This is a genomic window from Pseudomonas fluorescens, assembly GCF_001648775.1.
Taxonomy (GTDB): Bacteria; Pseudomonadota; Gammaproteobacteria; order Pseudomonadales; family Pseudomonadaceae; genus Aquipseudomonas; species Aquipseudomonas fluorescens_M.
The window spans coordinates 118226-135206 of sequence record NZ_LVEJ01000019.1; the positions used below are offsets into that span (position 1 = coordinate 118226).

Here is a 16981-nt window from a genome sequence, read left to right on the forward strand (position 1 = left end):
CGCCGTCTGCCTGCTGAACGCCGCGCCTTGTCGCGGCGTTTTTCGTTGTAAGTCCTTCTCTCTCAACTAATCTTTTTGCAGCGCCCATGACTCGCTCGAGCCCATGGCGGTTTTCTGTGTCCGGCGTTTGAAAAATCTGATGACGAACGGCAAAAGATCGATGCTTGACAAGATTTCGGCGTAAACGTATGTTTCAAACAACTGTTTGACCGTCACAACAAATCAACACGGTCGTTCATTCCCGGTTACATCAGCAGAGGTTTATCGCTATGCCTGACTACAAGGCCCCCTTGCGTGATATTCGCTTCGTTCGTGACGAGCTGCTCGGCTACGAAGCGCACTATCAGAGCCTTCCGGCTTGCGCAGACGCGACTCCGGACATGGTTGACGCCATTCTCGAAGAAGGCGCCAAGTTTTGTGAGCAGGTACTGGCACCGCTGAACCGCGTGGGCGACCTCGAAGGTTGCACCTGGAGCGAATCCGGCGTGAAAACCCCGACGGGTTTCAAAGAGGCTTACAAGCAATTTGTTGAAGGCGGCTGGCCAAGCCTCGCTCACGACGTTGAGCACGGCGGCCAAGGCCTGCCGGAGTCGCTGGGTCTGGCTGTGAGCGAAATGGTTGGCGAAGCCAACTGGTCGTGGGGCATGTACCCAGGCCTGTCGCACGGCGCGATGAACACCATCTCCGAGCACGGCACCCCTGAGCAGCAAGAAGCCTATCTGACCAAGCTGGTTTCCGGCGAATGGACCGGCACCATGTGCCTGACCGAACCGCACTGCGGCACCGACCTGGGCATGCTGCGCACCAAGGCCGAACCTCAGGCCGACGGTTCTTACAAAGTCTCCGGCACCAAGATCTTCATCTCGGCCGGTGAACACGACATGGCCGACAACATCGTCCACATCGTGCTGGCCCGCCTGCCGGACGCACCGGCTGGCACCAAAGGCATCTCGTTGTTCATCGTTCCAAAGTTCATGCCCAATGCTGATGGCACCGTCGGTGAGCGCAACGCAGTGACCTGCGGTTCGCTGGAACACAAGATGGGCATCCACGGCAACGCCACTTGCGTGATGAACTTCGACGGCGCCACCGGTTTCCTGATCGGCCCGGCGAACAAAGGCCTGAACTGCATGTTCACCTTTATGAACACCGCACGTCTGGGTACCGCACTGCAAGGTCTGGCCCACGCCGAGATCGGTTTCCAGGGCGGCCTGAAGTACGCTCGCGATCGTCTGCAAATGCGCTCGCTGACTGGCCCGAAAGCGCCGGAAAAAGCCGCTGACCCGATCATCGTGCACCCGGATGTACGCCGCATGCTGTTGACCATGAAGGCGTTCGCCGAAGGCAACCGTGCGATGGTGTACTTCACCGCCAAACAGGTCGACATCGTCAAATACGGCGTCGATGAAGAAGAGAAAAAGAAAGCCGACGCACTGCTGGCCTTCATGACTCCGATCGCTAAAGCGTTCATGACCGAAGTCGGTTTCGAATCCGCTAACCACGGCGTTCAGATCTACGGCGGCCACGGCTTCATCGCCGAGTGGGGCATGGAGCAGAACGTTCGCGACAGCCGCATTTCGATGCTGTACGAAGGCACCACCGGTATTCAGGCACTCGACCTGCTGGGCCGTAAAGTGCTGATGACGCAAGGCGAGGCTCTGAAAGGCTTCACCAAGATCGTTCACAAGTTCTGCCAGAACAACGAAGGCAACGAAGCCGTTGCAGAATTCGTTGCACCGCTGGCCGCGATCAACAAGGAATGGGGTGAGCTGACCATGAAGGTCGGTATGGCTGCCATGAAAGATCGCGAAGAAGTGGGCGCGGCCTCCGTGGACTACCTGATGTACTCCGGTTATGCCTGCCTGGCTTATTTCTGGGCCGACATGGCGCGTCTGGCCGCTGAAAAGCTGGCAGAAGGCACCGGCGACGCAGCGTTCTACACCGCCAAGCTGCAAACTGCGCGCTTCTACTTCCAGCGCATCCTGCCGCGTACCCGTACGCACGTGGCCACCATGCTGTCGGGCGCCAACAACCTGATGGACATGAAAGAAGAAGACTTCGCACTGGGCTACTAAGCCTTAACGCGGTCTTTTGAAAAACCGCTGCTCCTACGGGGGCAGCGGTTTTTTTTTGCGCTGGATTTGCCCCAACACTGGGGACGTTTCCCCAGCAGAAACGGTGAGCTGACCGCGCGCAGCCCCAGCGTTTATTGATTCAAAATGTTTCTCGTAAGGATGGCCAATTAATTGCACTGCGCAGATTAACCGGCGCTCACGAGAAATCCTGTGCTGTTCCACGACGCCTCTCGCCCGGCAAAACGCATAACAACAACCGTCAGGGTGAAGCACATGAACATCTGCCGACTTGTCTGGTTAGCCTTTGCACTTGCTGCCTCCAGTGCCATGGCGGCTGATCCCGCCGAAGTGGATCCGCCCGTTCCGGAAGTGCCAAGCCTGCAATCCTTGCGTGGCATGGTCCCGCCCGATCCCTCCGGAACCGAGGGTGGGCGCAAGGTCGACCTGATGACCGACTACGTGCTCAATCGCTCCGCCGCGATCCTGCTCGGCAAGGCGTTGTTCTGGGACATGGAAGTCGGCAGCGATGGCGCGACCGCTTGTGCGTCCTGCCACTATCACGCCGGCGTCGATCACCGCATTACCAACCAGCTCAACCCCGGCCAGGCGCACACCAACGCCAACGTTGCCTCGATCTTCAACAAACCCTTTGTAGCGTCGGACATTCCCGGCGACGTGGCGTCCTACACGACGCTGTCCGGCGGTAAGGGCGGGCCGAACTACACGCTGAAGAAAACCGATTTCCCGACCCATGTGCTGAGCAACCCGCTGGAGCGCAACTCGCCGATTGTTTACTCGACGGACGACGTGGTCGGTTCTCAAGGCGTGTTCGACGCCAACTTCGTCAAACCCAACCAGCCACGTTTCGACAAATGCACCCAGCAGCCCGATGGCATTTTCCAGGTCGGCGGTATCAACGTGCGCCGCAGCACCGGGCGCAACGCGCCCTCGGTGATCAACGCCGCGTTCAACGTGCGCAACTTCTGGGATGGCCGCGCGAACAACGTGTTCAACGGTTTCTCACCGTTCGGCAATCGTGATCCCGATGCGGGGATTTACGTGACCAGCGAGCGCAGCACCGTGGCAAGCAAAGTCCGGCTGGCGCTCAACGACGCTTCTGCCGCGTCGCAAGCGGTAGGCCCGCCCGGTAGCGGGGTGGAAATGTCCTGCGGTGGCCGCACCTTTGCCGACATTGGCCGGCGCATGCTTGATCAACTGATGCTCAAACAACAGCGGATTTCTTCCAACGACTCCGTGCTCGCTTCGGTATCCGGCGCGCGGCGTCCGACTTATCGCGAATTGATCAAAAACGCCTTCCAGCCACGTCTGTGGAACGCCACGCAAAATGTGCTGGTGGGCGGTGCGCCGTATACGCAGATGGAAGCCAACTTCCCGCTGTTCTTCGGGCTGGCGATTCAGATGTACGAATCGACCTTGATCTCCGACCAGGCGCCGATTGATGCCTATCTGCAAGGCGATTCAACCGCCATGAACGCGCAGCAAGTTCAGGGCATGAACCTGTTCCTCGGCAAGGGCAAATGCGTCAATTGCCACGGCGGCGCGGAGCTGACCAACGCCGCCAGCCGTTTGCTGATGCACCCGCGTGAACGCATCGAACGCATGGTTATGGCCGACAATCTGACCACGCTCTATGACAACGGCTTCTACAACACCGGCGTGCGTCCGACCTCGGAAGACCTCGCGCTTGGCGGGTCAGATGCCTGGGGCAATCCGTGGTCATTCAGCCGTCAGTACAACAAGCTGTTGCAGGGCGGCAGCATTCCCGATCCGCTGGACGTCGATGTCTGCACCTTCGAAGCACCCCTGAGCGCAGCGATCCCGTGCGACGCCACGCTCAAACCCAACGTCAACTTCCGCGATTCGGTCGACGGCGCTTTCAAGACGCCGACCCTGCGCAACATCGCGCTGACCGGGCCGTACTTTCACAACGGCAGCCGCGCGACGCTCAAGCAAGTGATGGAGTTCTACAACCGTGGCGGTGATCGCCGTGGCGAGGACGCCAACAACACCAGCGGTTTCGAGCATCCTTCGGCGAATCAGCACAACACCTCGAACCTTGATCCGGACATGACCAATCTCAACCTGACGCCGGAAGAAATCGACGCGCTGGTGAAATTCATGGAAATCGGCCTGACCGATCCGCGCGTGGCCTGGGAGCGGGCGCCGTTCGATCATCCGTCGCTGGTCATCCCGCAGGGCCATATCGGTGATGAAAACGCCGTGACCCAGCGCCCCGCCAGTCCGAAAGTCACCACCCGGCAAGCGGCGGATGCTTCGCTCAATCTCAAGCCCTACGGTGCCGAAGGACGCAGTCCGGCAGAGGGCCCGCTGCTGCCGTTTTACAACGATCTTTGAGGGGAATTTCCCAGCCTGGCCATCATTCATGATGGCCATCGCCTCGCTGGAGGCAAAAAACTTGGCAAATCGCTCAGATAGTCAGGTTTTCTGCCGTTAAAGAGACTGCGTGTGATCTGGATCACATTGTGTGTGCTTAACTGGCCACATTGCAGGCACAATGCCATCTCTTTGATATGACGGGTCGGAGCTTTACCCTTGCCGCGTTCTTCCGCTGTACGTTTCAGTCATTTCCTGCCTTCACTGCTGTTGTTACTCGCGGGGTTGGCGGCTGCGTACGTCAAAGACCTCAACGTGTTCTTCACGTCGCTGTTCAACGTGCTGCCAACGTTGGTGCTGTTGCTGGGCGGCGCTTATTGCGCGGTTTATCGACGTCAGCGTGAACTGTTTCTGATGCTCACGGTGTATATCGCCTACTTTTTGCTCGACACCCAGACCGACTATTACCGCGACAACGGCAAGGTGCGCGAAGACGCTGCCGTGGTCTTTCACCTTGTGTGTTTGTTGTTGCCGTTGTTGTTCGGCCTGTTTGCGGCGTGGCAGGAACGTACGCATCTGTTCCAGGACATGGTCGCGCGCTTCGCCGTGTTGCTGGCCTTCGGCAGCGTGGCGCTGGGGCTTGAGCAAAGTTATCCCCAGGCGTTGCTGATGTGGCTCTCGGAAATCCGTTGGCCGGCGCTGCACGGCGCGTGGATGAGTCTGATCCAGCTCTCGTATCCGGTGTTCATCTCGGCGTTCCTGCTGCTCGCCTGGCAGTATTGGCGCAACCCGCGGCCGCTGCATGCGGCGCAACTGGTGGGTTTGCTCGGGGTGTTCTGGATGCTGCCGAAAACCTTCATCCTGCCGTTTACCCTGAACATCATGTGCAGCCAGGTGATGTTGATGATCGCCGCCGCCGTTGCGCATGAGGCTTATCAAATGGCCTTCCGTGACGAGCTCACCGGTCTGCCGGGGCGTCGCGCGCTCAACGAACGCATGCAGCGCCTCGGGCGCAATTACGTACTGGCGATGAGCGACGTCGACCACTTCAAGAAATTCAACGACACCCACGGCCACGATGTCGGTGATCAGGTGCTGCGTCTGGTCGCCAGCAAACTGTCGAAAATCAGCGGTGGCGGTAGGGCATATCGCTATGGCGGTGAGGAATTCGCCCTGGTATTCGCAGGCAAAACCCTCGAAGAGTGCATGCCGCACCTTGAGGTGATCCGCGAGTCGATTGCCTCCTACAGCATTCAACTGCGCAATCAGGAAAACCGCCCGCAGGATGACCAGCAAGGTCGGCAGCGCCGCGCCGGCTCCGGGGCCTCCAGCGTTTCGGTCACGGTGAGCATTGGCGTTGCTGAACGAGTGGAGCAGCGCAACCCGGAACAAGTGCTGAAATCCGCTGACGAGGCGCTCTACGCCGCCAAAGGCGCGGGGCGTAACTGCGTGATGGCGTACGGGCAGAATCGTCGCGGCGCGGTGCGCATGGACGCTGCCGCAGGTTGAGTGATGACGGCGCATTCAGCGTCTGCACAGTGATTGTGGGGCGTGGTGGCCGGCAGTAGGTTGAGGCAATCTGCTGACGGAGAAGCCACCATGCCTGAGTACAAAGCTCCCCTGCGCGACATGCGCTTTCTGATCGACCACGTCTTCGACTTCCACACCAACTACGCCGCCCTCGGCGCGCACGACGCCAGCCCGGACATGATCAGCGCGATCCTCGAAGAGGGCGCGAAATTCTGCGAAAACGTCCTCGCACCGCTCAATCGCAGTGGTGATGAAGAGGGCTGCCATTTCGACAATGGCGTGGTGACAACGCCTACAGGCTTCAAGCAGGCTTTCGCACAATATGTCGAAGGTGGCTGGCACGGTCTGGCGGCAGATCCGACCTACGGCGGCCAGGGTCTGCCGAGTTCGCTGGGGCTGGTCATCAGTGAGATGGTCGGCTCCAGCAACACCTCGTGGGGCATGTACCCGGGCCTGACCCACGGTGCGATGTCGGCAATCCACGCCCACGGCAGTGCCGAGCAGAAAGAAACCTACCTGAGCAAACTCACCGCCGGGCAATGGACCGGCACCATGTGCCTGACCGAAGCGCATTGCGGCACCGATCTGGGCATCATCAAAACCCGCGCCGTGCCTCAGGCTGACGGCAGTTACGCGGTCACCGGCAGCAAGATATTCATCTCCGCCGGCGAGCACGACATGAGCGACAACATCATCCACCTGGTGTTGGCCAAACTTCCGGATGCGCCGGCGGGCACCAAAGGCATTTCGTTGTTCATCGTGCCGAAATTCCTCGCCGATACGGCAGGCGAGGCGGGCGAGCGCAATGGTGTGTCCTGCGGCTCGATCGAACACAAAATGGGCATCAAGGCCTCGGCCACCTGCGTGCTCAACTTCGACGGCGCCAAGGGCTACCTGATCGGCGAGCCGAACAAGGGCCTCAACTGCATGTTCACCATGATGAATCACGCGCGCCTCGGCACCGGCATGCAGGGCTTGTGTCTGGGCGAGGCAAGCTTTCAGGGCGCAATCAAATACGCCAACGACCGCTTGCAGATGCGCTCGTTGACCGGGGCCAAAGCCCCGGACAAAGCCGCCGACCCGATCATCGTCCACCCGGATGTGCGGCGCATGCTGCTGACCATGAAAGCCTTCAACGAAGGCAACCGCGCGCTGACCTACTTCACCGCGCAACTGCTCGATGTCGCGCACCTGAGCAGCGATGCCGAGGCACGTCAGGACGCCGAAGACTTGTTGGCGTTCCTTACGCCAATCTGCAAAGCGTTCATGACCGACACCGGGCTGGAAGTGACCAATCACGGCATGCAAGTGTTTGGCGGCCATGGCTTCATTCGTGAATGGGGCATGGAGCAACTGGTGCGCGATTGCCGGATTGCGCCGATTTACGAAGGCACTAATGGCATTCAGGCGCTGGATCTGCTCGGGCGCAAGGTGTTGGGCAGTCAGGGCAAATTGCTGCGCGGCTTTACCAAAATCGTCCACAAGTTCTGCGCGGCCAACGCCGAGCATCCGCAGTTGGGCAGTTTTGTTGCGCAGCTCAACGAGCTGAATCAGCAGTGGGGCGACCTGACCATGAAGGTCGGCATGGCGGCCATGAAGAACCCTGATGAAGTGGGCGCGGCGTCGGTGGATTATCTGATGTACAGCGGTTACATCATTCTCGGTTATCTGTGGTTGCGCATGGCGTGGGTGGCGCAGGCGCAATTGGAGGCGGGCGAGGGCGAAGCGGATTACCTGCGGGGCAAATTGGCGACGTGCGAGTTTTACTTCAAGCGCCTGTTGCCGCGTACGGCGGCGCATCGGGCGGCGATTGAAGCGGGGAGTGATTGTTTGATGAACCTGCCTGCAGAATTGTTCGCACTCTGACCTGCTGTTCGTGGCGAGGGAGCTTGCTCCCGCTTGAGTGCGCAGTGCACACCGATTGGCGGCTGCTACGCACCCGAGCGGGAGCAAGTTCTCTCGCCACAGGTTTTTCTGTATCCCTTGGCTATCATTTCAAGCTTGTGACTAAAAATAACAAATCGGTCACCGGTTGACCCTATGTGTCGCAAAAGTTGTTGAGGTACACTCAGGCTCAACGAAAACACCATTCCACGAATCACCTGTTTAGATCTTGCGAGGTTTGCCATGGCTGACTACAAAGCGCCGCTGCGCGATATGCGCTTCGTCCTCAATGAAGTGTTCGAGGTCGCCAAACTCTGGGCCGAATTGCCAGCACTGGCCGAGACCGTCGACGCCGAAACGGTTGAAGCCATTCTCGAAGAGGCCGGCAAGGTCACCAGCAAAAGCATCGCGCCGCTGAGCCGCGCCGCTGACGAAGAAGGCTGCCACTGGGCTGACGGCGCCGTCACCACTCCAGCCGGTTTTCCACAGGCTTATCAGACCTACGCTGAAGGCGGCTGGGTCGGCGTTGGCGGTGATCCCGAATACGGCGGCATGGGCATGCCCAAAGCTGTGTCGGCGCAGGTTGAAGAAATGGTCAACTCCGCCAGCCTGTCATTCGGTCTGTACCCGATGCTGACCGCCGGTGCTTGCCTGTCGATCAATGCCCACGCCAGCGAAGAGTTGAAAGCCGCGTACCTGCCGAACATGTACGCCGGCGTCTGGGCCGGTTCCATGTGCCTGACCGAGCCGCACGCCGGCACCGACCTGGGGATCATCCGCACCAAGGCCGAGCCTCAAGCCGACGGTTCCTACAAGGTCAGCGGCACCAAGATCTTCATCACCGGTGGCGAACACGACCTCACTGAAAACATCATTCACCTGGTGCTGGCCAAGCTGCCGGACGCTCCGGCGGGCCCGAAAGGCATCTCGCTGTTCCTCGTGCCGAAGTTCATGGTCAATGCCGACGGTAGCCTTGGCGCGCGCAACCCGGCGAACTGCGGTTCGATCGAACACAAGATGGGCATCCAGGCCTCCGCGACGTGCGTGATGAACTTCGACGAAGCCGTGGGTTATCTGGTCGGTGAGCCGAACAAAGGCCTGAACGCGATGTTCACCATGATGAACTACGAACGTCTGGGCGTCGGTATTCAAGGCCTGGCCACCGGCGAGCGCTCCTACCAGAACGCCGTGGAATATGCGCGCGACCGTCTGCAAAGCCGTTCGCCGACTGGTGCGCAGAACAAAGACAAGGTCGCTGACCCGATCATCGTCCACCCGGACGTGCGTCGCATGCTGCTGACCATGAAAGCCTCGAACGAAGGCGGCCGGGCGTTCTCCACCTACGTGGCGATGCAACTCGATACCGCCAAGTTCAGCGAAGACGCCACCACGCGCAAGCGTGCGGAAGATCTGGTCGCGTTGCTGACCCCGGTGGCCAAGGCGTTCCTCACCGATCTGGGTCTGGAAACCACTGTGCACGGCCAGCAGATTTTCGGCGGCCATGGCTACATCCGTGAGTGGGGCCAGGAGCAACTGGTGCGTGACGTGCGCATCACTCAGATCTACGAAGGCACCAACGGCATTCAGGCGCTGGACCTGGTCGGTCGCAAGATCGTCGGCAGCGGCGGCGCGTTCTACAAGCTGTTCGCTGATGAGATCCGCCACTTCACTGCGACCGCCAGCGCCGATCTGGGCGAGTTCACCAAGCCGCTGAACGATGCCGTCGACACTCTCGACGAGCTGACTTCGTGGTTGTTGGACCGGGCGAAAAACAATCCGAACGAAATCGGCGCGGCTTCTGTCGAATATTTGCAAGCGTTCGGCTACACCGCCTACGCCTACATGTGGGCATTGATGGCCAAAGCGTCGCTGGGCAAAGAGGCGCAAGACGATTTCTACGCCAGCAAGCTCGGCACCGCGCGCTTCTATTTCGCCCGTCTGTTGCCGCGTATTCACTCGTTGAGCGCGTCGGTCAAGGCCGGTAGCGAGTCGCTGTTCCTGCTGGATGCAGCGCAATTCTGACGATGTAACGTCATGTAAGCATTCTCTTACATGACGTGCTGCTGTTCTCCCATAGGCGTAGATTGGATCCACAGCTAATCTACAACTCATGGACGTCGCGCAGGAAGCGCAAAGCAACAACACGGACACGTAGGATTCTGCCAGGGTGGCGGAGTGAAATGGATGTCAGGGAAACAGTCTGCAAAGCCCCGCTTCGGCGGGGTTTTCTTTTGCCTGCAGAAAAATGCTCAGGCCAAGGGATCCAGCGGCGGTTTCACTTCACGTTCCATCACTTCTTCCAGCAATGTCCGCAACAACGCCAAAGAGGCTTGCTGGCGTTGCACATCGCGACAGACCAGGCCAACTTTCAGCGGCACCCGAGGTTCGCTCAGCGGCTTCCACAGCAAATCCTGATCGTCGTACTCCTTCTGCGAGCGCCCCGGCAGCACCGTCGCCAGTTTGGTGTGCGGCAGACTGTCGAGAATCCCCACCATATTGTTCAGCTCGGCTTGCACCTGCGGGCGGCGTCCGAGGGCGGTCAGTTGCGCCTGCCAGATCTGGCGGATCTGAAACTCTTCGCCCAACAGCAACATCGGCAATTCGGCGGCCTGGCGCATTGAGACTTTCTTGAATTCACGCAATGGATGATCCGCCGGGATCACCAGCGTCAGTTCATCTTCGTACAACATCACGCCATGCAGGCCCGGTTGGCGCGGCGGTAGATAACTGATGCCAATGTCCAGCGAGCCGTTGAGCAGTCGCCGCTCGATCTCAAGTCCAGTCAATTCATAGATCTGCACGACCAGATGCGGCTGCGCCTTGCGCACACGCTCAAGCATTTGCGGCACCAAGCTGGTGTGAACCGTTTGCAGTACGCCGATCGCCAGCGTGCGCAAGGCCTGGCCCTTGAAGTTGCCCAGCGCTTCGCGCGCCCGTTGCAGTCCGTCGAGTAACGGAACCGCGTGGTTGTACAAGGTGTGCGCGGCGAGTGTCGGCAGCAGGCGTTTGCTGCTGCGCTCGAACAGCGTGACGTCGAGGTTCTGTTCGAGCTGGCGGACCTGCTGCGACAGCGCCGGTTGCGAGATCGACAGGCGTTCTGCCGCCCGGCCAACGTGGCCTTCTTCGTAGACCGCGACGAAATAACGCAGTTGTTTGAAATCCATAAGTAACGCTTATCGAAAATGCTGGGAAATCGAAATGGCCCGAAGCCGTCAGTGCGCCTAGTCTAACCGCATTCACAAGGCTTACAGGGCCAGAAAGCGCGATGAATAGCGTTCGCTTCGAGAGTGTTTACATAGGCAGTTCAAAACACCTCAAACGAGGTTTTTTGCAATGAATCTGTTCAGTTTGCGGCGCCAGACGCCGAGTCTTGATGACCTCGCTTTCGAGGCCAATCTATCTGACCATAACGAAAATCTCAGCGCCGAGCGCCTGATGCCCAGCGTCGAGCGGCCGCAACAGGTATTCGTCCGTGGTCAGGGTTCGTGGCTATGGGACAGTAACGACCGCGCGTACCTGGACTTTTCCCAGGCCGGTGGCGCCAACAGCCTTGGCCACAGCCCTTCGGCGCTGGTGAAAGCCATCAGCAGTCAAGCGCAGGCGCTGATCAATCCCGGTTTCAACCTGCACAATCGCGGCATGCTTAGCCTCGCCGAGCGTCTCTGCGCCGCCACTTCCAGCGATCAGGCGTACTTGCTCAACAGCGGCAGCGAAGCGTGTGAAGCGGCAATCAAGCTGGCGCGCAAGTGGGGACAACTGCATCGCGGCGGCGCCTCGCGGATCATTGTTGCGAAGCAGGGATGTCATGGCCGTAGTCTGGCGACGATTTCCGCCTCGGACAGTTGCAACCTGCACAACCGCTTCGCACCGTTACTTCCTGGTTTTGATCTGATGCCGTTCAACGACTTGTCGGCCCTGCACGCGGCGGTCGATGCGCAGACCGTGGCAATCATGCTCGAGCCCATCCAGAGCGATGCCGGCGTCGTTCCGGCCACCGAGCACTACCTCAAAGGTGTCGAACGGCTGTGCCGTGAGTTAGGCATTCTACTGATCCTCGACGAAGTGCAAACCGGCATTGGCCGCTGCGGCACCTTGCTCGCCGAACAATCCTACGGCGTGCGCGCCGATATCGTCGTGCTCGGCAAAGGGCTTGGCGGCGGTGTGCCGCTGGCAGCGCTATTGGCGCGAGGCAAGGCCTGCTGTTTCGACGCCGGCGAACTCGGCGGCACGCATCACGGCAACGCACTGATGACCGCGGCCGGTCTGGTGATGCTCGACAGCGTGCACGACCGCAGCTTTCTCGAACAGGTCAACGACAGCGGCCAGCATCTGCGCGAAGGCCTGGCCCGCTTGGCGCACCGCTACGACCACGGCGAACTGCGCGGCCAAGGCTTGTTCTACGGACTGACCCTGTCGGACGGTTGCGCCGATGCCGTGGTCCACGCTGCCCTGCACGAAGGCCTGCTGCTCAATGCCCCGCAAGCCAACTGCTTGCGCTTCACCCCAGCGCTCACCGTGAGCAAAACCAACATCGACGAAATGCTCCTGCGCCTGGCCCGCGCCTTCTCGCGAGTACGCACCGCGCAACTGCAATGCCGCAAAGGGATTGCCGTCTGAGCTGACTCGTCCTACCCGAATTAAAGAACCGTCTCGCGGTATAACGCACGCCCCACGCCTGATTCTTTTGGCGTGGGGCGTTTTTTTGTGGGGTGGTGGCGATCAAATGGCAGTTGCACTGAACCCTGACGAACGGCGCAGGTCGATTAGCTTGTATGGCTCAGGTGAGCCAACCCCCATTCAGGAGCTGCCCCATGGATTTCATTCGCATCATCATCGCTATTCTGTTGCCGCCACTGGGCGTGTTTCTGCAGGTCGGGTTTGGCGGGGCGTTCTGGTTGAACATTCTGCTGACGTTGTGCGGGTATATTCCGGGGATCGTGCATGCGGTGTACATCATCGCCAAGCGCTGAGTGTGGCGGTGCTCTATAGATAGCCTTCGCGAGCAAGCTCGCTCCCACATTTGATTGTGTTATCAACACAAAACCCTGTGGGAGCGAGCTTGCTCGCGAATGGGGCAAACTCGGTATTTCAGTCCGAGAGCTCCATCACCCGCCGATAAAACTTCCACTCCTGCTCCAGCGCATGTGCCTGATTGGCCGCGCGGCGGAAGCCGTGACGTTCGTCGGGGTAGTAATGTGCTTCGACCGGGATGCCGTTCTGTTCCAGCGCTGTAACCATGTCGCGGGTCTGTTTTGGGACGACGACGGCGTCCAGTTCACCCTGAAAGAAAATCACCGGCACGCGGATGTTGCTCGCGTGCAGTAACGGCGTGCGGGCGGCGTAGCGTTGGGCGTCTTGCTCGGGATCACCGATCAACCAGTCCAGATAATCCCCTTCAAATTTGTGCGTCGCCCGAGCCAGCGCCACCGGGTCGCTGACCCCGTAAAGGCTGGCGCCAGCGCGGAAGACCTGCTTGAACGCCAATGCGCACAACGTGGTGTAACCGCCTGCGCTGCCGCCTCGAATGAACGCGCGATTACCGTCGATCAAGCCTTGTTCGGCAAGATACGCAACGACGGCACAAGCATCCTCGACATCCACCTCACCCCAGCTCAAGTGCAGCGCCTGACGATATTCGCGGCCATAACCGCTGCTGCCGCGATAATTGAGATCGGCGACGGCAAAGCCGCGTTGCGTCCAATACTGAATGCGCGGGTCGAGCATCGGGTAGCAGGCCGACGTCGGACCACCGTGGATGAACACCACCAACGGCGGTTTTACCTCGCCGCTCATGGCTGGATAAAAGAATCCGTGCGCCTCGCCCGAGCCGCTCGGATAGCGCAGGGTTTGCGGACGGCTGATGCGTTCGGCGGGCAGGGGCGCTACGCCACCGGCCAGCACTTTCACTTCACGCGTTGCACGATCAATGGTGATGACCGCCGCAGGGCTGATCGGCGAGGCGGCGATGCAGTAGATGTTTTTTTCATCCAGTGCCAAATGACGAAAGCGGCTGTAATCCCCCGTGAAATCTTCACCGCCCAGCGTCAGACGGCCAAAGCCACTTTCGTTCCAGCCGGCTAAAAACGAATCCTTAACAGGCAACCAGGTGCAGCCGCCCAGTTGCCACGGCGCCGGAGCGTGATCAGCCTGCGCCGCGGACAAAGGTTTCAAACCGTCGGCAGTCTCGACCCATGGCTGCCAGAAACCACCGCGATCAGTCAGGCAATACAGCTGACCTTCATCATCAAATCGCGGTTGTTGAATGGACTCTTCAATCTCGGTGCCAGCCACGCATAGCGGCGAACTGTATGCGCCGTCGGTCAAACGCTCAGCCACCATCAACCGGGTCGACGTCCATGGCTGATGCGGCCGACTCCATTCAATCCACGCCAAGCGTTCGCCGTCCGCGCTGAGGATCGGCGCTGCATAAAAATCCGCGCCCTCGGCCAGCAAGTGTCGACTGCCGTCCGCCAGATCAATCGCCACGAGTCGATGCTGATCATGTCGTTCCTCAACCGCCAGAACCTGGCCGAAAGCAAAATGCAGATCACCATAACGGCACTCGCCCGATGTCAGCGCCTCTGGCTCGCCATCCAAAGTCTGCCGATACAACTGCTGATCGGCCTCTGCGACGAAAACCACCCCGTCCGGCGTCAGACAAAACGCGCCACCGCCATATTCGTACACGCGACTGCGTACGCTGAAGCCATCCGGCGTCAGACATTTCGCCACGCCATCGCGCCAATGCCAGATCCGGCACGCGGCATCTTCCGGGCGATATTCATTCCAGAACAAACCGTTGGCACCGAGCTGCAACTCGGCGAAGTCCATGCCGGCGGCCACAGCTTGCGAAGCGCTGAAAGGCTCAGCCTTTAGCGATGAGGCGTGAGTTTCGTTCATTGCGGAAGGCCAGTTGTTCGATGGTTTGGGTGGCGGTCTCGGCTTCATCGCGGGCCTTGAGGATCACGCCGTGATGTTCGGACTTGCTGCACACCGGGTCGGCATTGCTTGCATCGCCGGTGAGCATGAACGCCTGGCAGCGGCAGCCGCCGAAGTCTTTTTCTTTCTCGTCGCAGGAGCGGCACGGCTCGGGCATCCAGTCGTAACCGCGGAAGCGGTTGAAGCCGAACGAGTCGTACCAGATGTGCTGCATGCTGTGGTCGCGCACATTGGGAAATTGCACCGGCATCTGCCGGGCGCCGTGGCAGGGCAGGGCGGTGCCGTCCGGTGTGACCGTCAGAAAGATACTGCCCCAGCCGTTCATGCAGGCTTTCGGGCGTTCTTCGTAGTAATCCGGGGTGACGAAAATCAGCTTGCATGGATGCCCTTCGGCTTCCAGTTTTGCGCGGTATTCGTTGGTGATGCGTTCTGCACGCACCAGTTGTTCCTTGGTCGGCAACAGGCCGACACGATTGAGCTGCGCCCAACCGTAAAACTGGCAAGTGGCGAGCTCGACGAAGTCGGCCTCAAGCGCGATGCACAGCTCGATGATGCGGTCGATCTTGTCGATGTTGTGCCGATGGGTGACGAAGTTCAGCACCATCGGATAGCCGTGGGCCTTCACCGCACGGGCCATTTCCAGTTTCTGCGCAAACGCCTTTTTCGAGCCGGCGAGCAGGTTGTTCACTTGCTCGTCGCTGGCCTGGAAACTGATCTGGATGTGATCGAGGCCGGCCTTCTTGAAATCGCTGATTTTCTGCTCGGTCAGGCCGATGCCCGAGGTGATCAGGTTGGTGTAGAAACCCAATTGCCGCGCTTCATGAATCAGCTCGGCCAGATCCTGACGCACCAGCGGCTCGCCACCGGAAAAGCCCAGTTGCGCCGCGCCCATCTCCCGCGCTTCGCGGAACACTTTGATCCACTGCTCGGTGCTCAGCTCTTTGCCCTGCTCGGCGAAATCCAGTGGATTGGAGCAGTACGGGCATTGCAGTGGGCAGCGGTAGGTCAGCTCGGCGAGCAGCCACAGCGGCAGGCCGATCTCAGGTTTCGCCGGTAGATCAGCCAAGGGTGATCCAGTGCTGTGCACGGGCAACCTCCATGAATTGCTCGATGTCGTCACCGAGCTCAGGCACGCCGGGGAACTGCTCATCGAGTTTGGCAATGATCGCCGCAACATCACGTTCGCCGTCGATCAAACCGCCGATCAGCGCGGCGCTGTCGTTGAGCTTGATCATGCCTTCGGGGTAAAGCAGCACGTGGCCTTTCTGCGCCGGTTCGTACTGGAAGCGGTAACCTGGGCGCCAGCTCGGGACTTTGCTGCGGTCGAAACTCATAAGGTGATTCCTTTATGCCAGACGCGTTGTTCGGTGACGCTGTGGTACGGCGGGCGGTGCAGTTCGTAGGCCATGCTCATGGCATCGAGCATGCTCCAAAGAATATCCAGTTTGAACTGGAGAATTTCCAGCATGCGCTCCTGGCCTTCGCGGGTCTTGTAGTGCTCGAGCGTGATCGCCAGACCATGCTCGACATCGCGGCGCGCCTGACCGAGGCGGGTGCGGAAGTATTCGTAACCGGCCGGGTCGATCCACGGGTAATGCTGCGGCCAACTGTCGAGGCGCGATTGGTGGATCTGCGGTGCGAACAGTTCGGTCAGCGAACTGCTGGCGGCTTCTTGCCAACTGGCGCGACGGGCGAAGTTGACGTAGGCGTCGACGGCAAAACGCACGCCGGGCAATACCAGTTCCTGAGAGCGCAGTTGATCCGGGTCGAGACCGACCGCTTGACCGAGGCGCAGCCAGGCTTCGATGCCGCCGTCTTCACCGGGGGCGCCGTCGTGATCGAGCAGGCGCTGAATCCACTCGCGGCGGATTTCGCGGTCGGGGCAATTGGCGAGGATCGCCGCGTCTTTCAGGGGAATGTTCACCTGATAGTAGAAGCGATTGGCGACCCAGCCCTGAATCTGCTCGCGCGTGGCGCGGCCTTGGTACATCGCCACGTGATACGGGTGGTGGATGTGGTAGTAGGCGCCTTTGGCGCGCAGGGCCGCTTCGAATTCGGCGGGGGACAGCGGGGTGTCGGTCATTGCGGTTCTCCGGGGAACAACCGTTGGAATCCTGGGTGTCTATTCGGACGCCTTCGCGAGCAAGCTCGCTCCCACAGGGTTTGTGAACGCCACAGATCCAATGTGGGAGCGAGCT

General features: G+C 59.9%; 12 protein-coding genes. 7 read left to right on the top strand and 5 right to left on the bottom strand.

Translation table 11 applies throughout. The features are described from left to right. Nucleotides 1-269: 269 nt before the first annotated feature. The 5 genes from A8O26_RS18400 (at nt 270) to A8O26_RS18420 (ending at nt 9866) form a co-directional block, all read left to right on the top strand. Nucleotides 270-2075 carry a phenylacyl-CoA dehydrogenase gene (locus tag A8O26_RS18400; protein ID WP_064119243.1) on the top strand — a complete coding sequence of 602 codons (1806 nt, stop codon included), beginning with the start codon at nt 270-272 and terminating at the stop codon, nt 2073-2075. 273 nt (nt 2076-2348) lie between these two features. Beyond that, nucleotides 2349-4451, top strand: coding sequence for a cytochrome-c peroxidase (locus A8O26_RS18405; RefSeq protein ID WP_064119244.1), 2103 nt, complete (start codon nt 2349-2351; stop codon nt 4449-4451). A gap of 198 nt (nt 4452-4649) precedes the next feature. Then, nucleotides 4650-5939: a GGDEF domain-containing protein gene (locus A8O26_RS18410; RefSeq protein WP_064119245.1), complete on the top strand. Its 1290-nt coding sequence runs from the start codon at nt 4650-4652 to the stop codon at nt 5937-5939. Nucleotides 5940-6029: 90 nt separating this feature from the next. Continuing rightward, on the top strand, nt 6030-7826 hold the full coding sequence (locus A8O26_RS18415; protein ID WP_064119246.1) for an acyl-CoA dehydrogenase C-terminal domain-containing protein: 1797 nt from the start codon (nt 6030-6032) through the stop codon (nt 7824-7826). A 261-nt stretch (nt 7827-8087) separates the two neighbouring features. After that, the gene (locus tag A8O26_RS18420) at nt 8088-9866 is read left to right on the top strand and encodes an acyl-CoA dehydrogenase C-terminal domain-containing protein (RefSeq protein WP_064119247.1); all 1779 of its coding nucleotides are present in this window, start codon (nt 8088-8090) and stop codon (nt 9864-9866) included. A gap of 227 nt (nt 9867-10093) precedes the next feature. Here A8O26_RS18420 and A8O26_RS18425 read toward each other — a convergent pair whose 3' ends face one another. After that, a complete protein-coding gene (locus A8O26_RS18425; RefSeq protein WP_064119248.1) occupies nt 10094-11008 on the bottom strand; it encodes a LysR family transcriptional regulator in 915 nt (304 codons plus the stop codon). 169 nt (nt 11009-11177) lie between these two features. Here A8O26_RS18425 and A8O26_RS18430 point away from each other — a divergent pair, with 169 nt between their 5' ends. Beyond that, the gene (locus tag A8O26_RS18430) at nt 11178-12461 is read left to right on the top strand and encodes an aspartate aminotransferase family protein (protein ID WP_064119249.1); all 1284 of its coding nucleotides are present in this window, start codon (nt 11178-11180) and stop codon (nt 12459-12461) included. Between the two features lie 194 nt (nt 12462-12655). Continuing rightward, nucleotides 12656-12814, top strand: coding sequence for a YqaE/Pmp3 family membrane protein (locus tag A8O26_RS29200; RefSeq protein ID WP_003228885.1), 159 nt, complete (start codon nt 12656-12658; stop codon nt 12812-12814). Nucleotides 12815-12932: 118 nt separating this feature from the next. On the opposite strand, the gene A8O26_RS18435 is transcribed toward A8O26_RS29200, so the two are convergent. The 4 genes from A8O26_RS18435 to pqqC are packed head-to-tail and all read right to left on the bottom strand — an operon-like array spanning nt 12933 to nt 16866. Then, entirely contained in the window at nt 12933-14744 is a 1812-nt protein-coding gene (locus A8O26_RS18435; protein ID WP_064119250.1) for a S9 family peptidase, read from the bottom strand. Then, nucleotides 14710-15849, bottom strand: a complete 1140-nt coding sequence (gene pqqE, locus A8O26_RS18440; RefSeq protein ID WP_172828180.1) for a pyrroloquinoline quinone biosynthesis protein PqqE — start codon at nt 15847-15849, stop codon at nt 14710-14712. Before pqqE ends, A8O26_RS18435 begins: the two co-directional genes overlap by 35 nt. Then, nucleotides 15842-16117: a pyrroloquinoline quinone biosynthesis peptide chaperone PqqD gene (gene pqqD, locus A8O26_RS18445; protein ID WP_064119252.1), complete on the bottom strand. Its 276-nt coding sequence runs from the start codon at nt 16115-16117 to the stop codon at nt 15842-15844. Before pqqD ends, pqqE begins: the two co-directional genes overlap by 8 nt. Further along, nucleotides 16114-16866, bottom strand: a complete 753-nt coding sequence (gene pqqC, locus A8O26_RS18450; protein ID WP_064119253.1) for a pyrroloquinoline-quinone synthase PqqC — start codon at nt 16864-16866, stop codon at nt 16114-16116. Before pqqC ends, pqqD begins: the two co-directional genes overlap by 4 nt. Nucleotides 16867-16981: the final 115 nt, after the last annotated feature.